15 protein-coding genes are annotated in these 20,821 nt (G+C 40.8%); 10 read left to right on the top strand and 5 right to left on the bottom strand.

What is annotated here, in order from left to right; genetic code table 11:
- The first annotated feature begins 6 nt into the window (after window positions 1-6).
- On the top strand, window positions 7-1,440 hold the full coding sequence (locus tag SOM16_RS15710) for a RagB/SusD family nutrient uptake outer membrane protein (protein ID WP_320464949.1): 1,434 nt from the start codon (window positions 7-9) through the stop codon (window positions 1,438-1,440).
- A gap of 258 nt (window positions 1,441-1,698) precedes the next feature.
- Here the strand turns inward: SOM16_RS15710 and SOM16_RS15705 are convergent, their stop codons facing one another.
- Window positions 1,699-2,283: a hypothetical protein gene (locus SOM16_RS15705; RefSeq protein ID WP_320464948.1), complete on the bottom strand. Its 585-nt coding sequence runs from the start codon at window positions 2,281-2,283 to the stop codon at window positions 1,699-1,701.
- Window positions 2,284-2,653: 370 nt separating this feature from the next.
- Between SOM16_RS15705 and SOM16_RS15700 the strand changes: the two genes are divergently transcribed.
- From SOM16_RS15700 to glgX, 6 genes are all read left to right on the top strand, one after another.
- Window positions 2,654-3,211 (top strand): RNA polymerase sigma-70 factor, encoded by a 558-nt coding sequence (locus SOM16_RS15700; RefSeq protein ID WP_320464947.1) that lies wholly within the window; start codon window positions 2,654-2,656, stop codon window positions 3,209-3,211.
- Between the two features lie 68 nt (window positions 3,212-3,279).
- Window positions 3,280-4,224, top strand: a complete 945-nt coding sequence (locus SOM16_RS15695) for a FecR family protein (protein ID WP_320464946.1) — start codon at window positions 3,280-3,282, stop codon at window positions 4,222-4,224.
- A gap of 198 nt (window positions 4,225-4,422) precedes the next feature.
- A complete protein-coding gene (locus tag SOM16_RS15690) occupies window positions 4,423-7,656 on the top strand; it encodes a TonB-dependent receptor (protein ID WP_320464945.1) in 3,234 nt (1,077 codons plus the stop codon).
- Window positions 7,657-7,667: 11 nt separating this feature from the next.
- Window positions 7,668-9,188 (top strand): RagB/SusD family nutrient uptake outer membrane protein, encoded by a 1,521-nt coding sequence (locus SOM16_RS15685; protein ID WP_320464944.1) that lies wholly within the window; start codon window positions 7,668-7,670, stop codon window positions 9,186-9,188.
- Window positions 9,182-11,035, top strand: a complete 1,854-nt coding sequence (locus tag SOM16_RS15680) for an alkaline phosphatase (RefSeq protein WP_320464943.1) — start codon at window positions 9,182-9,184, stop codon at window positions 11,033-11,035. The genes SOM16_RS15685 and SOM16_RS15680 overlap by 7 nt, the downstream gene beginning before the upstream one ends.
- A gap of 256 nt (window positions 11,036-11,291) precedes the next feature.
- A complete protein-coding gene (gene glgX / locus SOM16_RS15675) occupies window positions 11,292-13,400 on the top strand; it encodes a glycogen debranching protein GlgX (protein ID WP_320464942.1) in 2,109 nt (702 codons plus the stop codon).
- A gap of 12 nt (window positions 13,401-13,412) precedes the next feature.
- Here glgX and SOM16_RS15670 read toward each other — a convergent pair whose 3' ends face one another.
- Window positions 13,413-13,649 (bottom strand): hypothetical protein, encoded by a 237-nt coding sequence (locus SOM16_RS15670; protein WP_320464941.1) that lies wholly within the window; start codon window positions 13,647-13,649, stop codon window positions 13,413-13,415.
- Between the two features lie 122 nt (window positions 13,650-13,771).
- Window positions 13,772-14,323: an ankyrin repeat domain-containing protein gene (locus tag SOM16_RS15665; RefSeq protein WP_320464940.1), complete on the bottom strand. Its 552-nt coding sequence runs from the start codon at window positions 14,321-14,323 to the stop codon at window positions 13,772-13,774.
- Window positions 14,324-14,590: 267 nt separating this feature from the next.
- Here SOM16_RS15665 and SOM16_RS15660 point away from each other — a divergent pair, with 267 nt between their 5' ends.
- From SOM16_RS15660 to SOM16_RS15650, 3 genes are all read left to right on the top strand, one after another.
- Window positions 14,591-15,145: a ferritin-like domain-containing protein gene (locus SOM16_RS15660; RefSeq protein WP_320464939.1), complete on the top strand. Its 555-nt coding sequence runs from the start codon at window positions 14,591-14,593 to the stop codon at window positions 15,143-15,145.
- Window positions 15,146-15,157: 12 nt separating this feature from the next.
- The gene (gene katE / locus SOM16_RS15655) at window positions 15,158-17,347 is read left to right on the top strand and encodes a catalase HPII (RefSeq protein ID WP_320464938.1); all 2,190 of its coding nucleotides are present in this window, start codon (window positions 15,158-15,160) and stop codon (window positions 17,345-17,347) included.
- Window positions 17,348-17,421: 74 nt separating this feature from the next.
- Complete coding sequence (locus tag SOM16_RS15650; RefSeq protein WP_320464937.1) at window positions 17,422-17,715, top strand: hypothetical protein; 294 nt, start codon at window positions 17,422-17,424, stop codon at window positions 17,713-17,715.
- Between the two features lie 841 nt (window positions 17,716-18,556).
- Here the strand turns inward: SOM16_RS15650 and SOM16_RS15645 are convergent.
- Entirely contained in the window at window positions 18,557-19,288 is a 732-nt protein-coding gene (locus tag SOM16_RS15645) for a glycosyltransferase family 32 protein (protein WP_320464936.1), read from the bottom strand.
- A complete protein-coding gene (locus tag SOM16_RS15640) occupies window positions 19,285-20,811 on the bottom strand; it encodes a hypothetical protein (protein ID WP_320464935.1) in 1,527 nt (508 codons plus the stop codon). Before SOM16_RS15640 ends, SOM16_RS15645 begins: the two co-directional genes overlap by 4 nt.
- Window positions 20,812-20,821: the final 10 nt, after the last annotated feature.

Genomic DNA, 20,821 nt, shown 5'->3' with positions numbered 1-20,821 from the left:
AAAATCATGAAAACTAAAAACATCATTATATGCGGTATCTCTATGTTAATTTTAAGCGTAGCGACTACCTCTTGTAAAAAATCTTTTGTCGAGTTAACACCAAAAGGCATTATTCCGGTAAATACATTTTATAATACAGAGATTGATATCCGCTCTGCGTTAACAGGCGCTTACAGTAGTCTTCGCCCGATTTATAACGAACAATATGGCTTTGGCGAACTTCCTTCTGATAACAGTCAGACTTATGGAGAAAGTGAAGTGCTGTATGGTGAGCAGGATAAACTAACCTGGACACCGGCTTCTACTAATTTGCAAAGCGCTTGGGGAAGGTTTTATGCCACTATTGCCTACGCAAATATTGTACTCGATCATGTTAATACACCGCCAATGAGCACTGCAAACCGCAATGGTTACATTGGTCAGGCCAAATTTTTAAGGGCATTAATGTATTTCAACCTCGTTCGGATGTTTGGTGGCGTACCATTGGTATTAAATGAAATTACTTCTGAAGCGCAAGCCTATACTTATAACCGGGAAACCGCTACTGCCGTTTATGCCCAAATAGAAAAGGACTTAACGGAAGCCGCCGCTGTTTTGCCGGCCAGTTATACCGGAACAGATATTGGCCGGGCAACCAGTATTGCCGCCAATGCACTTTTAGGTAAGGTGTATATGTTCCAGAATAAATTTCAGCAGGCAGAAAGTATCCTGGCAACGGTATCGGCCACGGCTGGTACTTTATTACCATATGATCAGGTTTTCGGCCTGGGCAAGGATAATAACCGGGATATTATTTTCTCGGTTCAATATTTAGGTGGTGGTTTTGGAGAGGGAAATACCTTTGCCCGGAGTTTTGTTCCACAACCTTCTGGCACCACCATTACAGCGGTAACCGGAAATAGTAATAATAGCGGTACGCCCGATCTTTTTGGTTCTTTTGAAGCTGGAGATAATCGTTTAAATACTGCTATTGGCGTTTATCGTTCTGGTACGCTGGTTTACTATTATGCCAAAAAGTTTATTTATCAAAGCGTGGCCGCCAATAGCGAGGGGGATAACGATTGGCCGGTACTTCGTTATGCTGATATCGTATTGTTATATGCTGAAGCTTTAAATGAAAATGGTAAAACTGATCAGGCATTAACTCAATTGAATTTAATCAGAACCCGTTCCAACCTTGATGCAAAATCTGGTTTATCTCAGGCTGATGCCAGAACAACCATTCGTCATGAAAGACGCATTGAACTTTGCTTTGAAGGCGAAAGATGGTTTGACCTGATTAGATGGGGGAACTTTGTGCAGGTGATGCAGGCACACAAAACTAATTTCGTTCCCGCAAACGGATTGATCGGAAATGTAACGCCTAATTTGGCACTGTACCCGATTCCAACAAGGGAAATCCAGCTGAACCCGAGGTTGACGCAAAATCCGGGGTATTAGAAGGGAGTTTGGAGTCGTAAGTCGTAAGTCATAAGTCTGGAGTCATCAGTCTAAAGCCTCAACGAAAAATGATAAAAAGTTTAAAGTTGGAAATGGGAAATAGATAATAGGAAGGACGAAATGCGGAAAGTAAAGTCCTGTAGATAACCTAAGATTTTACTACCAACGAAAGACGGCCAACGATCAACGAAAAAATTCTCCAAAACAAAAAAGCCAGTATCATGCATTGATACTGGCTTTTTTTAAATTTAATTCTTATTAGTTACGGATATCGCTTTTTACTTTGTTAGCTGTTCTTTGACCTGGAAGATAGATCTGGAAACCGAAAGAAAGGTTTAAATTGTTTTGCGTAGTAGCAGAACCGAATCCTACTAAACCGTTATATTTTAATAAGGTTTCTAAACCAATGTTTGGTGTAATGAAGTAGGCAAAACCAGGACCAACACTTAAGTTAAGACCATTGGTATTACCACCACCTCTACTTACGTTAACACCACCAACACCAACTGTTGCCTCTGCAAAGAAACGTCCGTGGTTTAACACTTCAACATCCTTACCAGTATAGTAACGACCTAATGCACCTACACCATAACTAGTTGTAGTTGGCGCATTTTTAGTAGTTTGTAAACCAAAGTTCACATAACCACCCAACGCGATGTTGTCTTGAATAAACCAGGCAGCTTTAGGTGTAATGTCTACACTGAAGATTTTTGGATCGTCTAATCCAAGATTGATGTTAGTTAAGTTTCCACCCACTAATACATTGCCTTTTTGAATTTGGGCTTTCGCAACACCCATAAATAATGCTACCGAAAATAAGCTTGAGATAAAAATTTTTTTCATGATAAATGATTTAAATTGTAAAGTATAATAACCGAGATACTTATCGATTTTAAAGCCAACATTTAGATCTAAATAATGTTTTAGACTGTTTTAATTTTGATTGATTATCAGTGATTTATATTTCAATTTTTTTTCAAAAAATAGTATTTATTCCCTTAGGCTATAATTTGCGGCGAGCTAATTTAAATCAGGTTTTCAATGTTTCATTCTTATTCAAACTCAGCAGCATTTATAGATTGAAAAATTCTTAATCAAAATAGCAAGGGTAACCGCATTGCATTTGGGGCTTTCGCTGCAGTATCAGATTTTAAGATTTGTTAATATTGAGGGAATATTGGGGCGCTAGCTTTGCCGCAGCAAACGAACGGCATTGAGTAACATTTTAATGGCTTCCTTAAAAAACAATGATCCCTTCGCCATGGAGCAAATTTTCCATGCGCATTGGGAAAACGTGTTCGATGCTGCCTTCAAAAAACTTGGTGATGCGGCACTCGCCCAGGATATTACGCAGGAAATTTTTATCTCCCTATGGGAAAAAAGGAATAAACTAGAATTGACTGGTGATCTTTCCGGGTATTTATACGGCGCAGTGAAACACCGGATCGTAGATTATTATCGTTCAAATGCTATAAAAGATGTTCACCGCAACGAATTTGCCTTTTTGATGAACCAGAAAAAGGTAAATGCCCCAGATGAAAACTTAATTTTTCTGGATACTGCGCGGGAGGTGGAGGCCGCCATGCAATGTTTGCCCGAACGGATGCGCCTCGTAATTTCAATGAGCAGACAGGAAGATAAAACAGTGAAAGAAATTGCAGGTGAGTTGAATGTGTCGGTCCAAACCGTAAAAAATCAGATTACAGCAGCGATGAAAATACTTCGCGAAAACCTATCCTATATCCTTATTATCGCCTTTTTGTGTGGTTAACCTAAACTTAACTTACTGGTAACACCTTTCGTTAGTACCCTTTCTTTTTTGAAACGACGTGTTTACAAATGAGCGAAGAAAAAGCAAAGCAGCTACTGGAAAAATATGCGAACGGGCAGGCAAGCCCTGAAGAAAGGGATGTTGTAGAAAACTGGTATGCAAATCTGGATGCTGCCAAAAAACCAATCGGGGCGGTACAAAAAGGATTAATCCGCGAAGCGATGTTAAACAACATTAAAAATGCGGTTGCCAGTCAAGCTTCAAAGAAAATAAACTTGAGTTCCAAATGGGTCAGAATGGCTGCGGCTCTTGTCTTGGTGGCATCTGTTGCTTTTTCCATTTGGAAATTAAGTGACCACTCCAAAAACACAGTCGAACTTATTACCGCATCAACCCGTGTTGGGGAGCGGAAGAAAATCATATTAAGCGATGGTTCTGAGATTACCTTAGCGCCTTCAGCTAAGGTAATTTATCCGGCAAAGTTCAATTCCCGTACTCGTGAAATTTCGATGATTGAAGGCGAAGCTTTTTTCGCCATTGCCCACGAAGAAAATAGAACTTTCCAGGTAAAGTTGCCAGCTCATTTAAAGGTAACCGTTTTAGGAACGTCATTTCTAATCCGTGCTTATCGAGCCAATGCCCATGTAGAAGTTGCCGTTTCTACAGGTAAGGTGGCCATTCAAAAACAAGCTACCTTATTGGGCACACTGGTTAAGAATCAAAAATTCCAGTTTAATAAAGTAACGGGAAAATCTATCCTGAAAGTGATACAGCATACACGCCCTGTAAAAATTGATTTCGCCGGAGCAACCTTACAACAGGTTATCCAACGGATGGAATACACCTATAATATTAAAATATTGCTGAGCGATAAGTCATCGGCAGACTTGAAAACAACGGCAACCTTTAGCAGCGAACAGCGGCCAGAGGAGATTCTTGATCTGATTTGCAGTCTTCATCACCTGAAGTTTGATTCAGATCAAAACCACCAAACATTTAAAATTTACAAATAATGAATAAGCAGATCATTCCATCCTGTCCGCATTGAGCTAACAGAACAGGTGCAATAATTTTTAATTTATCCAAACAATCAAACAATGAAAACAACCTCACCCAAGAGGACTTTATCTCTTTATCAGATCATGAAATATTCATGTTTAACATTTTCAATCCTATGCATTTTTTGCAGTTCACTTTTGGCATCGTCAGGCATGGCCCAGCGGTTAGAACAAAGTAAGGTTAACATTAAAATAAGCAAAGGCCGTAAACTCAGCGAAATTGTTCGTGAAATTGAAAGTATCTCTGGTTTAAGTTTTGTGTACAATCCAGATCTTTTGCAAAGTACCAATACGCAGTTAAGCGGCAATTTCCAAATGGAACCTGTACGTTCCCTGTTAGATAAATTGGGCCTTCGGGTAGAAGAAAAAGGAAACTATGTTATTTTAAACAATGCCACTTTTAATAAGCCCGACCGGATTGTAACGGGTGTAGTAAAAGATTCTACGGGTTTGGCTTTGCCAGGTGTATCGGTAAAGGTATTGGGTACGCAAAGCGGAACCACAACCGATGCCAATGGTGCTTACCGGATAGAAGTAGGCGCACAAACGGTTCTTTCCTTTTCTATGATTGGTTACCGAACCAAAGAAATAACAGTTGGCGACAATCCATCTATTAATGTAACCCTAAGCGAGGAAAACTCCATGTTGGCCGATGTAGTGGTGGTAGGTTATGGTACGCAAAAAAAGGAAACCTTAACGGGTGCGGTGAGCCTGGTTTCACTTGATAAGCTTTCTTCCAGATCTGTAAATAGTGTTGGCGAAGTGTTGGCAGGGAAATCTCCTGGCGTGATTGTAACCAACGAAGGTGGCGATCCAACGTCGACACCACGGATTAATATCAGGGGCGCAGGTGGGATTAATGGCGAGAGCGTACTTTATGTAATTGATGGTTCCATTTTCCTGGGTACACCACAACTTAACCCGAATGATATTGAATCCATTTCGGTGCTAAAAGATGCATCAGCTGCTATTTATGGTGCACGTGCATCTGGCGGTGTGGTTTTAATCACGACTAAAAAAGGTAAAAAAGGCAAAATGCAGATTAGCTTTGATGCCAAGGTTGGGCAACAAAGTGCCTGGAAAAAATTAGAAACACTAAATGCTGCGCAACGCGCACAAGTGGCTGCAACTGCTGCCAGAAACGGTGGGACAACCATTTTGCCAGCGTTTGATCTTACGAAATATCCGGATGGACAAACTACCAGAACGAATTGGATGGATGAAGTATTCAGAGATGCATTGCTTCAGGATTATAGTACAGCAGTTAATGGTGGTGGAGAGAAATCTAATTTTTATCTTAGCTTCAACTACCGCGATGCGGAAGGAATCGTTTTGAACACCAAAAGCAAACGGTATAATTTCCGGATTAATTCTGAACACGAACTTACGCCCTGGTTAAAGGTTGGTGAAAATTTATCTTACAGCAGTACCAATGGAAACGGCGCAAATACCAGTAATGATTATACAGGTGCGCTATTATCTGCCGTTTATTACCCGAGGAATGGTACACCCTATAATGCGGATGGCAGCTTTGCTGGTTTGCCAGGCGGGCAATATGCAGGTGATTACGGTGATATTGTGAATCCTGTTGCTGAATTGAAGCGGATTGATATCAATAACCCGGTAAATGTTTTGGTGGTAAATCCTTATGCAAACTTGCAGCTGGCAAAGGGATTGAATTTCCGTTCTAACTTGAGTATTACGAAATCAGATTCTCAATTTAAAAACTTTATTCCAAAAAGACCCGAAGTTGGTAAACCAGTTTTAAGCAATAGTTTGGTAGAAAGGTCAGATGCTTCTACAGATCTACTGGCAGAGCAGGTATTAACATACAAAACAACTATTGGCGTTCATCAGCTTGATTTTACGGGAGGCTATACTTTTCAAAAAACAAAAAATAATGGTTTATATACGTCTGGCGCAGGTTTTGATGATGAGTCTGATCAATATCGCTATCTAACTAATGCAACTATTATTCAACCCTCTACCAGTTATTTTAATGCAAGATCAATTTCTTCGGTTTTCTTGAGGGCAAATTATAATTACAAAGAAAAATACCTGTTGTCTTTTATCGGCAGGCGTGATGGATCATCTATGCTTGCTAAAGAAAACAGGTTTAGAAACTATGGTTCTGTTTCTGCGGGCTGGGCAGTTAACAAAGAAGAATTTTTAAAATCTGCCACCTGGTTAAATGAACTGAAGTTAAGAGGAAGTTATGGGGTTTTGGGTAACCTTGGCAGTTTATCCGCTTCTGCTGTAAATCCATTACTCGCCGCTACGCAGAGTTACTTCGGGCAAACGCCAACCTTGCAAAATGGCTATATTCAAACCATTTTAGCCAATAGAAATTTAACCTGGGCAGAAAGTAAACAAACCAATATTGGTTTAGACGTTACCGTGCTTGATCGCTTGAGTTTAGTGGCTGATTATTTTATTAAGGAAACCGATAAAATGATCCTCACCAGGTCACTTCCGGGTACGGCGGGATTAAGTTCTCAAACCATTAATGCGGGTTTGGTAAAAGATAAAGGAATTGAGCTGGGCTTAACTTACAATAGCGCAAAAAATACCGCCTTTACTTATTCGGTGAATGCAACGCTTACCAAACTTAACAATAAAGTAGAAGAATTGGCTCCGGGCTTAAATACCATTGCCGTTGGCACAAATTTCAGAAATGAATTAGCCCCATTGGCAATCACAGTAGGGCAGCCGTTATACAGTTACTTCGTTTTAAAAACAGATGGTATTTTCCAGAGTCAGGCAGAAGCTGATAATTATAAAAACGCAGCAGGAAAGAAAATTCAACCTAATGCAAAAGCCGGAGATTTCAAATTTGCAGATCTTAACGGAGATGGGGCAATTGATGGAAAAGACCGCTATTTTGCAGGGAGCGCCTATCCGGATTTCTCTTACGGTTTAAGCTTTAACGCAAACTATAAAAATTTCGACATCAACATTTTTGCACAGGGCGTTCAGGGAAACAAACTTTTTAATGCGGTAAAAAGAACTACATATAGTGCCAGCGGACCATCGTACAACAAATTGGTTGGCATTCTGGATGCATGGTCGCCAGAAAATCCAGGTGGTAAAGTACCCATTATCTCTACCAGCGATAATAATGGAAACTTCAACGCTTCTGATTTCTACATCGAAGACGGTTCTTACCTGCGCATCAGGAACGTAACGTTGGGCTACAGTTTACCAAAATCGCTCACCAGCAAACTCAAAACAGGTGCGGTAAGGGTTTATGCTACCGCGAATAACTTATTTACGATTACCAATTATTCTGGTTTTGACCCGGAAATCGGGATGGACAACAATGGCCTTGACGTTGGCCGTTACCCGCAGGCAAGAAGTTTCATCTTCGGTTTAAGCGTTAACCTATAATTTCTAAAAACATGAAAACGAATATAAAATACCTGGCGCTGATTGCAATTACTGCTTTTGCATCCTGCACTAAACAACTTGATATTACTCCTGAAGGTTCGCCATCGGCACAAAATTTCTGGAAAACAAAAGAAGATGCCATTAAGGCCGAAGCCGGAATGTATGAAAACTACAACTCAGAAGATTTTTACGGACGAGGTATGTTCTGGTTCATTAATGCCAGCGATGATATGGTAACCGGAAGAAACAAACCGGAAGGCGATAACATCAAAAACTTTAACCGCAGTTATATTGGCGGTGGTTATACAGAATCGCAATGGAGCCTGCGTTATGCCATTATTAAAAGAGCTAACGATATTATTGCCAATGTGCCGGCCATTTCGATGGATGATAATTTGAAAAAACAGATTATTGGTGATGCCTATTTTAATGCCGGACTGGTTTATTTCCAACTGGCTGCAAACTATGGAAACGATAAAGCAGGTGTACCGATTGTAACGCCGGATGCTGATGCTGCTGTTGCCATCCCAAGGGCTAATAATGTAAATGAGAATTACGACTACATTATTTCCCTGTTTTTGAAAGCTGCAGATAATTTGCCTAACTTTTCTGCAATGAAAGCTGCTGATTTTGGTAAAGCACACAAAACTGCGGCATGGGCCTATCTATCTAAAGTTTACCTGTTTAAAAAGGACTATGTTAACGCTGCTAAATATGCAGATCTGGTGATTGCTTCTGGTCAGCATGATTTGTTGGCCAGCTTTGCAGATGTATTTAAGGCTGCTAACAATTGGTCTAAAGAGTATATCTGGTCGGTGGTGTGTACGCCTAACGGTGGCGGAACCGGCTGGGGCAGCAAGTTGCCGGGCGTAATGTTAACCAATAAAGCCTGGGGCATTTATAACGGTTGGGGTTATTATTTGCCAACAAGAGAACTTTATGATTCTTTCGAAGCAGGCGATCAGCGCCGTGAGGTAACCATTTTAAAACCTGGCGATAAATTTACCTTTTTCGGTACCGAACGTACTTTTACTAAAGATGCAGGTGCTACTTCAAACTATCAGTTTAAAAAATATATGGAACCGTTTACTTATGCTAATCCTATTCCAACGCATGTTAATCCAAATGGCGATAACGGTACAACAGATTTAAATGTACCACTAATGCGATTCGCAGAAGTGCTTTTAATTAAGGCGGAAGCGGCAATAAATGTGAGTGGCGCAGGTGCCGGAGATACGGAGTTGAACAGAATCCGGGTGAGAGCAGGTTTGACTGCCAAGAAAGGAATGACACTTACCGATCTGAAGCGCGAGCGCCGCAATGAATTAGCCGGAGAGTTTGCAGACCGTCACCGCGATTTGGTAAGGTGGGGAGATGCGCAGGCAACTTATGCTCAACCACTGCATGATTTTGATGGATCGGTGATCTGGCCTGCAAGAACTTTTAATCCTCAGGTTCATGATGTTTGGGCAGTGCCACAACGCGAAATAGATAATAGTTCTGGTATAATTAAACAAAATGCAGGATGGTAAAGGGATCTAAATTTTTCTGGATACTATTAATCAGTCTGGGCATTCATTCAGTTTCTGCGCAGCAGAAACTGAATGCTTCTAACGGACACAGTCATAACGATTACAAACAGCAAATCCCATTATTAGAGGCTTATTATTCAGGTTTGGGTGCTATTGAGGCAGATGTTTTTTACCGCAACGGCGAACTTTTTGTAGCGCATGATAGTACTGAAATCAAACCAGGTAGAACATTAAATAAGATTTACATCAATCCGCTTGTGGCTTTTTTTAAAGAAAACGGAAATAAGCCTTATGCCAATACCACGCAGAAGCTCCAACTGGTTATTGATATTAAGGAAGATTACAGAAATGTTCTCGCTACGTTATTGAAAGCGATTAAGGGTTCAGAATTTATTTTCGACCAGTTGAAAAACCCAGCTGCCATTAAAATAGTGGTGAGTGGTGATGTGCCTCCGGCAGATGAGTTTAAAAACTATCCTCCCATGATTTCCTTTGATGGCCGCCCCGGAAGAAATTATACAGCAGAACAATTGACACACATTGGCATGATTAGCGATGATCTTGCGAATTATTCGGTTTGGAACGGGAAGGGCACACCAACTCCGCCCGACCTTGAAAAAATGAAAGCAGTAATTGCTGCGGCGCACCAGATGGGCAAACCCTTTCGGTTCTGGGGAACTAAAGATAGCCCGAACAGCTGGAAAGAACTGGAGCAAATGGGCGTAGACTGGATTGGGACCGATCGGCCGAAAGCCTTAAGTGAGTTCTATAAAAACCGTGAAAAACTGGAGTATGTAAATCCAAACAGCTATCAACCTTACCAGCCAACCTATAAAAGTGATGGCTCACCAAAAAAGGTAAAAAACGTAATCTTGCTAATTGGAGATGGAATGGGCTTAGCTCAAATTCAGGCTGGTTTAAGTGCTAATTTTGGGCAGCTGAATATGGTAAACCTCAAACATATTGGGTTCTCCAGAACTGAAGCTTCAAATTCTGATTTTACAGATTCTGCCGCCGGGGCCACCGCGATGGCCACCGGGCAGAAAACCAATAACCGATACATTAGCGTAGGTGTTGATGGCAAACCTCTACCTGCCATTCCTGAAATTTTAGCGCCGCTTGGTATTAAAAGTGGCATTATTACCAGCGGGGATATTACCGATGCTACACCAGCAGCATTTTATGCCCACCAGATTGAAAGAACCATGTCGCAGGAAATTGCAGCTGATTTTCAAAATAGCCCGATTGAGGTATTGGTTGGTTCAAAACGAAAAAGTTTCACCGAAAATAAAAATGCTAACCTGATGCCTCAGCTAACAACTAAAGGCTATCAGCTTCAGAATGATTTGAAAGCCTTTGAATCTGCTACCTCAGGAAAGCAATTGGTATTGCTGGAAGATTCAGCCACCAGAAGCATGTTAAAAGGCAGGGGCGAAATGCTCAAAAGATCATTTTTGAAAAGCATTGAAATGCTGGGAAAAAATAAAAAAGGCTTTTTTATTATGGCGGAGGGTGCACAGATTGATTACGGTGGCCATGCAAACGATTTGCCTTATACCATTGCCGAACTGCATGACTTTGACCGATTGGTTGGTGAAGCCATACGTTTTGCCGATCAGGATGGTGAAACGCTGGTGATTGTAACTGCAGATCATGAAACTGGCGGACTTTCCTTACTCGATGCTTCTTATAAAAAAGGGACTGTTCGTGGAAATTTCAGCACAGATGACCATACCAACATCATGGTGCCCGTTTTTACGTATGGGCCGGGATCACAAAATTTCATGGGTGTTTACCCCAATACAGATATTTTTAAAAAGATAATGGCCCTTTATGGAGTAAAGTAAACCTATTAAATTTTAAACGTATCTAAACTGCCCCCGAAGCGTAACAGCCAGGGGGCATTTTCGCGTTTTAAGAAAAGATAGCTTCACCGTTTCATCCCGGCGCTATCCAGAATTGTTAAGCTGCAGTGCTGTATTTAAACAAACTTCAGCGGGAGAAATACGGGAAGTTATCCCATTACTCAGTTCGGCACCCCCAATACAAAACTGATCTTAAAATGAGACTGTTCCCGCAATACAATACTATTTACAATTAGATATGCCGAGATGGAAGTTATTGCCAGGTCGCTCTTTCCCATTGGGGGCCACTTGTGACGGAACAGGAACCAATTTTGCTCTTTTTGCTAAACATGCAGAAAGGGTGGAGCTGTGTCTTTATAATGAGGGAAACCAGGAGCTGCAAAGAATAGCCGTGGAAGACAGATCACATGATGTTTTTCATATTTACCTCGAAGGGATTGGGCCGGGCCAACTGTATGGGTACCGGGTTTATGGACCCTATCGCCCGATAGAAGGTTATCGGTTTAACGGCCAAAAACTACTTTTAGATCCTTATGCGAAAGCCATTAGCGGATCTGTTCAATGGAACGAAGCCGTGTTTGGCTACGACACAAACAGTAAAAATGCTGATCTGACACCTTCAACCAACGATAGCGGCCCTTTTGTGCCGAAAGCAATGTTGATAGACCAGGCTTATGACTGGGAAGGTGACCTGCGTTTGGAAATTCCAAAGCATCAATTGATAATTTATGAGTTACATGTTAAAGGATTTAGCCAGCTGAATACAAAAATTCCAGACAATTTAAGGGGAACTTATGCTGGCTTAGCCCATCCAGAAAGCATCAGGTACCTCCAGGAATTGGGAATTAATGCCATTGAGCTAATGCCTGTACATCAGTTTATATCTGATGGTCATTTAATTGATAAAGGGTTGCAGAATTACTGGGGTTATAATACCATCGGTTTTTTTGCGCCGCATTCTGGTTACTCGAGTTCCGGTGATGCCGGCAGTCAGGTGACGGAATTCAAAGATTTGGTTAAAGCCATGCATCGGGCAGGAATCGAGGTAATTTTAGATGTTGTTTATAACCACACGGCTGAAGGAAATGAAAAAGGACCGACACTCTGTTTCAAGGGAATAGATAACCTGTCCTATTATCGCCTGGAAAAAAACGATGCCCGTTATTACACCGATTATACCGGAACAGGCAATACTATAGATACAACTTCACCAGCTGCGTTACGTTTAATAATGGATAGTTTACGCTACTGGATTACCGAAATGCATGTAGATGGATTTCGTTTTGATCTTACTTCAACACTGGTGAGGGGCACACAAAAGGTGGATATGAGCGGCGCCTTTATGGGAATTATTCAGCAGGATCCGGTAATTTCTCAGGTTAAATTGATTGCAGAACCCTGGGATGTTGGCGAAGGTGGTTACCAGGTTAGCAAATTCCCGTCCGGCTGGTCGGAGTGGAATGATCAGTTTAGAGATACCATGCGAAAATTCTGGAAAGGGGAAAAAAGGAGCCTCCGCGATTTTAGTCATAGGTTTTTAGGCAGTCCGGATCTTTACCATAAAAACGACAGGCAACCTTCGGCAAGCATTAATTTCATTACGGCACATGATGGTTTTACCTTGAGGGATTTAGTGAGTTACAACCAAAAGCACAACGATGCGAATGGAGAGAATGGCGAAGATGGAGAATCAGAAAATCATTCCTGGAATTGCGGAGTAGAAGGCGAAACTGACGATAAAAATATTAATCTGCTCCGAACCAAACAGCGTAAAAACTTATTCACCACGCTTATTCTGGCGCAAGGTGTGCCTATGCTTACCTCTGGAGATGAAATTGGGAAAACCCAGGCTGGAAATAATAATGTTTATTGTCAGGATAATGAATTAGGCTGGTTAGACTGGGGAAATGTGGATCACGATTTTCTTGCTTTCACAAAGTCATTGCTCCAACTCAAACGCGAAAATTTAGTCTTTAACCGAAAGGATTGGACAAACCTTACATCTTCCGGAAGAAATAAAAGTGATGATATTTTCTGGTTTTCAAAAACAGGCTTACTAATGAAAGAAGAAGACTGGAAGACTGCTACCTGCTTTTCATTGTTTTTAAATGGAAAGGTGGTTAAGGCTCAAAACAACGAAAAAGGTGAAATTTCTACAGACGATTTTTTGCTGCTCTTTAATCATGGCAATCAAGATCAGGTTATTAAGTTTCCGGAACAAAAAAACACAGGGAATTGGAAATTAATAATCAATACCGGAACTAACCGTGATCAATTCGAAAAATTTGAAGTGCTAAAGGAAATGGTAGTCGAAGCAAAAAGTATAATAATATTTAGAGCAGTCTAACTGCTCTAAATATTAAAGGAGGCCACTTATTCCTTTACGTGGTGCAGGTACGGTGAGCATTCTGATTTCACCTTTTGGGTTTTGCAACGCCTCACCAGCAGATGGTCCGGCATTAAGGTTTAAAATCTTTGCAGCTGTTCTGCTTTTAGATTCTAAACCTGTTTTACGCTCACTGTGAACTTTTAGTTCAGGTTGTGCCACACTTAAATAGCCTATGGATTGGTAATCCTTTGCTGCTAATCTTTCCATCTTTTCCATTTGATCCTTTTTCTTTGTACAACATGTAGTAGTAAGTATTGGTTTAGTTAATTACAGGAATGCGTATTTCTCCGCGTTCTTAACGTATAACTTACATTACTTTATGGTACTTATTATTTGGATAGCGCAGCGTTTAATAATTCCAGGCCAGCCTCATTGCCTTGCATCACAGCAAGATCTGCAGCTGTTTGTCCGCGGGCATCCTTAACTTCAGTATTTGCGCCCTTTTCCAGCAATAATTGAAGCACATCATTTCTGCCAAACATACTGGCGAACATCAGCGCTGTACCACCATTTCCGTGTTGGAGATCGAGTTGTGCACCAGCTTCGAGCAAAATTTTGGCAATTTCAATGTAGCCTTTAAAACTTACCCCCATCAATGCCGTATTGCCTCCATAATCAGCGGCGTTAATGTCGGCACCCGCAGTTAAAAGTAAACGGGCTGCTTCCAATTGGTTATTATAACATGCGATAATTAATGGCGTATATCCTTTTTCATCGCGGGTGTTTACGTCCGCACCTCTGCGAACAAGTTCTTGCAAAACCTCCATTTCGCCTTTTCTGGCGGCAGGGATTATCAGTTGGTCGATATTTTCCATGCAAACAAAACCATAAACTTGCGCTAAAGTTTGGCTTTTGAAATCAATAAATAAGGAACAAATCATTCAAAAAGCTGTTGAAGTGCCCTCCAGATAGAACTAATCAACTTATCAGGCTATCCTGTAAAATCGATAAGGATTAATTCGCGTACTAATACTTTGAAAACTCTTAAAACCATTTGGATGCGGGGGAGGTTGTAAATATGCCTGTTACAGGCAAAACATAAGTCTGAAATGGCTCGGCTTGCGTTTGGAAATTGAAAATTTAGTTTCATTTCAGCGTTACAAAACGAACCAAAACCAGGCACCGATCAACATAAACATCACATTAATATGAAAAAACAGGAAAGCGGTACTGAACCAAAATTAAGTACTAAACCAACAAAAGATTCATCTCCAGCGCTTCAAGAACTTTTTACTGATGGTATCCGCGACCTTTACTGGGCCGAAAATCATCTGGTTAAAAATTTACCAAAAATGATCTCTGCTGCAACTTCGCCCGCATTAGTATCTGCTATCGAAGCACATTTGGAAGAAACTAAAACTCATGTTTCGAGATTGGAACAGATTTTTGAATTACTTGGCGAAAAGGCAATAGCCAAAAAATGCGATGCCATGGAAGGAATTACCAAGGAAGGGGAGGGCATTGTAGAAGAAACCGAACCGTGTACTGCAACCAGAGATGTAGGGATTATTTTAGCTTCGCAAAAAGTAGAACATTATGAAATTGCCTCATATGGCGGTTTAGCACAACTGGCTACCACTCTGGGTTTATCAGACGTAGCTGAAATTTTAAAGCAAACACTTGCTGAAGAGAAAAGTGCAGATGTAAAACTATCTGATGTTGCCGAAAAAGAAATTAATTATAAAGCAGCCGAGGAGGCATAGAGGGAAGATATAATGGCTAAGAAATCAGCAGATACAAGTAAACCAGAACAGGTTGAAAATAATAAAACCACCAAGTTGGAAGAATTTGTAGCCGATAGTACCGGACAAAGGCTAACAACAAACCACGGTGTGAAAATCAGTGACGATCAAAATTCGCTTAAGGCGGGCGATCGTGGCGCAACTTTACTGGAAGATTTTATCCTGCGGGAAAAAATCACGCATTTTGATCATGAGCGAATCCCTGAGCGTGTAGTGCATGCGAGAGGATCTGGCGCCCATGGTATTTTTAAAGTTTACGAAGATATGTCAGACCTTACCCGGGCGGCATTTCTTTGTGATCCAGGTGCAGAAACCCCTGTTTTTGTGCGTTTCTCTACCGTAGCCGGTTCAAGAGGGTCTACAGATTTAGCGAGAGATGTAAGGGGATTCGCCGTTAAATTTTATACCCAGGAAGGTAATTTTGACCTGGTTGGAAATAACATGCCTGTGTTTTTTATTCAGGATGCGATTAAGTTTCCAGATTTGATTCACGCAGTAAAACCTGAACCGGATAATGAAATTCCTCAGGCTGCTTCTGCACATGATACCTTCTGGGATTTTATTTCATTGCTTCCAGAATCTGCACACATGATTATGTGGGCCATGAGCGATAGGGCTTTGCCAAGAAGTTACCGCATGATGGAAGGTTTTGGTGTGCATACCTTTAGATTTGTAAATGCAGCCGGCGTATCAAATTTTGTAAAATTCCATTGGAAACCGTTGCTTGGCGTACATGCTGTTGCCTGGGATGAAGCGCAAAATATATCAGGTAAAGACCCTGATTTTCATAGAAGAGACCTTTGGGATGCTATTGAAGCTGGTGCTTTCCCGGAATGGGAATTAGGCGTTCAGATCGTATCCGAAGAAGATGAGTTTAAATTTGATTTCGATCTATTGGATTCTACCAAGATCATTCCCGAAGAATTGGTGCCTGTTCAGCGCATTGGTAAAATGACATTAAACCGGAATCCGGATAATTTCTTTGCAGAAACAGAACAAGTGGCTTACCATATTGGACACGTAGTGCCGGGGATTGATTTTACTAACGATCCTTTATTGCAGGGAAGACTTTTCTCTTACACAGATACGCAGTTAATCAGATTAGGCGGACCAAATTTCCACGAAATTCCGATTAACCGACCAGTAATTCCAGTTCATAATAATCAGCGTGATGGTCACATGCGTCAAACCATTAACCGGGGCAAAACCAGCTATGGTCCGAATGCAATTGCTGCAAACGATCCAAAGCAAACAACAACTGCAGATGGTGGATTTACCAGCTACAATGAACGCATTGATGCCAGAAAAATCAGGGCGAGAAGCAAAAGCTTTTTAGATCATTTCTCTCAAGCCAGGTTATTCTTCAACAGTCAGTCTGATCCTGAAAAAAACCACATTATTGATGCCCTGAGCTTTGAATTGGGTAAGGTGAAAATGGTTGACATTCGTGAACGGATGCTTGGCGTTTTGGCACATATAGAAAAAGGTTTAGCGGCTGCGGTTGCCTATAACTTGGGTTTACATGTGCCAGAGATTCCGCTTAATGAACTAAATGGAAGTGTTCCTGCAGATGCTGATCCGGAAGATTACACACCTGAACAAAAAGAAGGTGTTTTAGCGAAATCTGAAGCGTTAAGCATGGCGAATACCATTAAAGATTCTATTGAAACCAGAAAGATAGCCATTCTGGCGGCCGATGGTGTAGATGGAAAATCATTAAGTAAAGTTAAAGATACCTTAGTTGCTCAGGGAGCAGTAGTGCATATTATTGCGCCTAAGTTGGGCGAAATTACCTCTGCCGAAGACCAGAAAATTCAGGTTGATGAAAGCTTCTTAACTGCCGCTTCCGTTCTTTACGATGCAGTTTATGTACCGGGCGGAACCAATAGTGCCGCAAGTTTAGAAGCCGAAGCTAATGCTGTTCACTTCTTAAATGAAGCTTTTAAACATTGCAAAGCCATTGCAGCAGATGCTGGTGCGATTCAGGTATTGGAAGCTGGATACTTTTTTAAGAAACTTCCGGCAGAATACTCGAAAGAAACGGTATTGCGCGAAGGTGTAATTGTTTCTGATGATGTGGACTCATTAGCAGATTTATTCACCCAGATGATTGCTATGCACAGATTCTGGGAGCGTGAAGTGCCAAGAAAAATTCCGGCATAATCTCGCTTTAATATCATTATAATTTTGAGACCGGGCACAAGCCCGGTCTTTTTGTTTTCAAATTCAAATTCAATATGAATAATCAAGATAAAGCGCCTGTAGCAAGTCAGGCAGACCATGAAAAATTTGAACAAGGTCTTTTAGAAACCCGCTGGACAGAAGCCGGAGAACCTTACTACGTCATTAGAGATGGTCATGATCTTTCAGAATTTGCGGCCTTAGCTAAGTTAATTCTGGAAGATGAAAAGGCCATTGCACATGATTTTACAACTAAAGTAATTAATGAAGCTGGTGATGAAGAGGTGGCATTTGAGTATAAATCTGGATGGTTTTTAGATGGGCTGGGCGAAGTACCGCCAAGTCTCTGAAGGTGAATTTGATGGCGTTTGCAATTCCCCTCCATTGGAGGGGTGCCCGCAGGGCGGGGTGGTTTTAAACTGGCTGTTTTCCCACTGCGCAGGCTTGCCTCGGCTGGCCGCCGAAGGGCTCTTACTTTTTTGCTTGACAAAAAGAAGCAAAACTCAAGGCTTGGATCTGATGTTGGATTAGCGCGTCGAAATTTTGATGAGCGGTAGCACAAGGGCTCGATTTGCTTTGTAAAAAAGATTTATTTTGAGGAGCCGTTCGCGCTACCTTGGTTTGAAGTATTTGAGTGCGGGTGCAAAAATTTCAACGGCTTCTCCTTCCATCATCTCCTAGGCCGGATAGCGAGGTGGCCATAGCACGATGAGAAAAATAGGATGCGGACTTAGATTTAGAACAAGAATTGCGGTCGCTGTCACTACCCAGCAAGGCCAAACCACCGTTTCTTCGTTCTGCTCTTAGACCGGCATGGTCAATTTTTTGGGATGGCACTGACCTAGCCCAGCTACTGACTTGGATAAAAAAATTGCGAGCCGGCAGTTTTGTTTCTTTTGCTGTCAAAAGAAAAAAGGCCTGTCCGGCCAGGTACTAGATAAATCTCTTCGTCAATCGAGCTAGGGCCTTTTACACGACGCTACACACATCAAAAAAACAGCGACACTGCGTTTGAGGTTTTTTAATGCAATGTTATGTTATACTATTGTACAACTGTTTTTTTGATTTCTCTGGCGCTTGCGATTGACGGCGCTCCTCGGTAAGGCCTAATTTTTTATTAAAGTTGGTTAGCAAAATGCATAGAAAACTACGCCTGGAAGATGTGTCCAAAAGATATTCTTTTAGAGGTGCTTAGCTCTTAAGATTCCGGTAGTGCTTAGATAGAAAATCAGACACTCTTTTTCCTAATATCAAATTTGCTAGTTTTCCGAGCGGACTATAAGTTGAATGCTGTAGCCATGAAGCTGCAAAATGATGGATACTATATGTATTTTCAGTGAAGTTTATTTTTAGCGTTTTCCAACTTTTCGGGCTGAAAAAATCACTTGGATAAATGGTACAATAGTTTGGTAAAACCTGTAAGGTATTATCCGTTTTAAGAGATTTCTTTGCTTTCATGAATGCAGTAATGCTTTCCGTATTTGGATTGAGATCTAAACTTCCATTTGCCAGGTAAAAACTTTTGTTTTGGTAATAAGTTATTAATTCATTAATCCATTGACTCTCTCTGATACTCCCCAAAATAGCCGAAGACAGCAAGAAATTATCTTCAAATCCTGCAAAAGCAACATCGGCAAGCAGTGCATCATCTAAAGGTTTAAGAAACTCAACGTCTGTATCCAGGTAAATACCACCTATCGTTTTAAGGGCATGCAATCGGCAGACATCAGAAACGAATGCAAACTTACCTTCATGGTATGCCTCCCTTGAATATTGATAAAGGTTAACATCAAAGTTTTCTTCATTCCAAACCATAATTTCGTATTCCGGCAAATAATGTTTCCAGGAGGCCAGGCATTTTAATACCAGGTCTGGCATTTCTCCTTTTCCAAACCAGCAGTAGTGTATAATTTTTGGTATCATCGCGTTGCTTTACTTTTTATCCGTTTATAACCTTCATATAACTCGTTGCGTTTAAACTTCATAAATAAGGAAATGATTAAAAGTATTAAACCGATTATAAAACTATTGGTTAAAAAGGTAATCCAAGAATCAATTGTAAATAGATTTAGTTTTTTCCAGCAATAGGCAACTAATAAGAGTAACATAAATCCGGCAAGGCCTTTAATCATTTTGAGGAAAAAATACCATCTTTTTTCTTCCAGGCAATACGCTGCATATAAAGGTGTAAAGGTAAGGTGGCTAAATACACCACTAATTAAGGCTGCCACTGGTATGGCGTAAACGCCCAGGTTACTATACAAGCAAAGTATAATTACGAGAACGTAATTCAATATAGAGATGAAGATTCCCCATACGGATGCCATTTTTAATTTATTGGTGATTACAAAAACGTGATAGACGGTTTCAACCGTTCCATGAACAATAAAGGGTACCAACGTAATAATAGAAAGAATGTGCAGGCCTTTGGCATCTTGAGTGGGCAGCCACAAATGGAAAAAATCTTCACCATAAACAAAGAAGACCGCTAAGGGTACTAAAACCACGAGAAATATGGCTTTAAACGATTGGTCTAAAGTGTGCTTAAGTTTTTCCATATCGTTTCGGGCATAAGCCTTAAACATTTCTGGTAAAAATATAGGTACAATGATCCCCAGAAGGATATAGATTGCGTTAGGGATGAATTTGGTAAGCGATAAAAAACCCATGCCGGAGGCACCAAAGAAATGATTGGCGATCAGTAAATCCAATTGGGTGTTAATTACATTCGACAGGGCCATGATAGAATTCCAGATTCCGGCACCAACTACTACAGAAAGTGTGCTTTTAGAAAAGAAAGCCCAGTCGATAGCAATTTCTGGTAAAAGTTTTTTGGTAAGCCTGTAGTTTGCAATAAGCGTATAAAGCGATAAAATGGCTGTAACTAAACCCAGGAAGTAAATTTTAGGGGTAAAGAAATAAAATAGCAGGATTATAGTACCCAGCTTGATTACGTTAGAAGCAATATTAATGTAAGCTAACTTATCAAACCTGTTCAGGGCAAATGCCGTTACCGAAAAAACTGCTGACGAGACGTTGATGATCAGGCTGATAAACATGAAGATGAAAAGTAACCTTACATCTGCAAAAAGCGAGCTGGGGATATCAAGAATATTACTAATGAAATAACAGAATAATGCACTTACCAGGATAAAAAAGAAAGAAATGAGCAGGTTTCCAAAGAGTATCGAATTAAAATAGGTGTTTACTTCTTTAATTTCTTTTTTTTCTAAGCTAATGGTAATGTACCTACTAGACATGGAGTTTAACGCAGTGGTGATAATGCCTGCGTACATAATGAAGTTATTGGTTAGCGGAAAAAAGCCGTAAGCCTCTTTACCCAAATGCGCAACAATGTAGGGTGTTAAAAAGAAGGAGATTCCTATGCCAGACAGGGCACTAAAAAGATTGGAAACCAGGTTAATTACAAAACGTCTTCTATCCATATAAGCTGCA

This window comes from Pedobacter sp. CFBP9032 (assembly GCF_034045265.1).
Taxonomy (GTDB): domain Bacteria; phylum Bacteroidota; class Bacteroidia; order Sphingobacteriales; family Sphingobacteriaceae; genus Pedobacter.
This window is presented reverse-complemented; position numbering and strand designations above follow the sequence as displayed.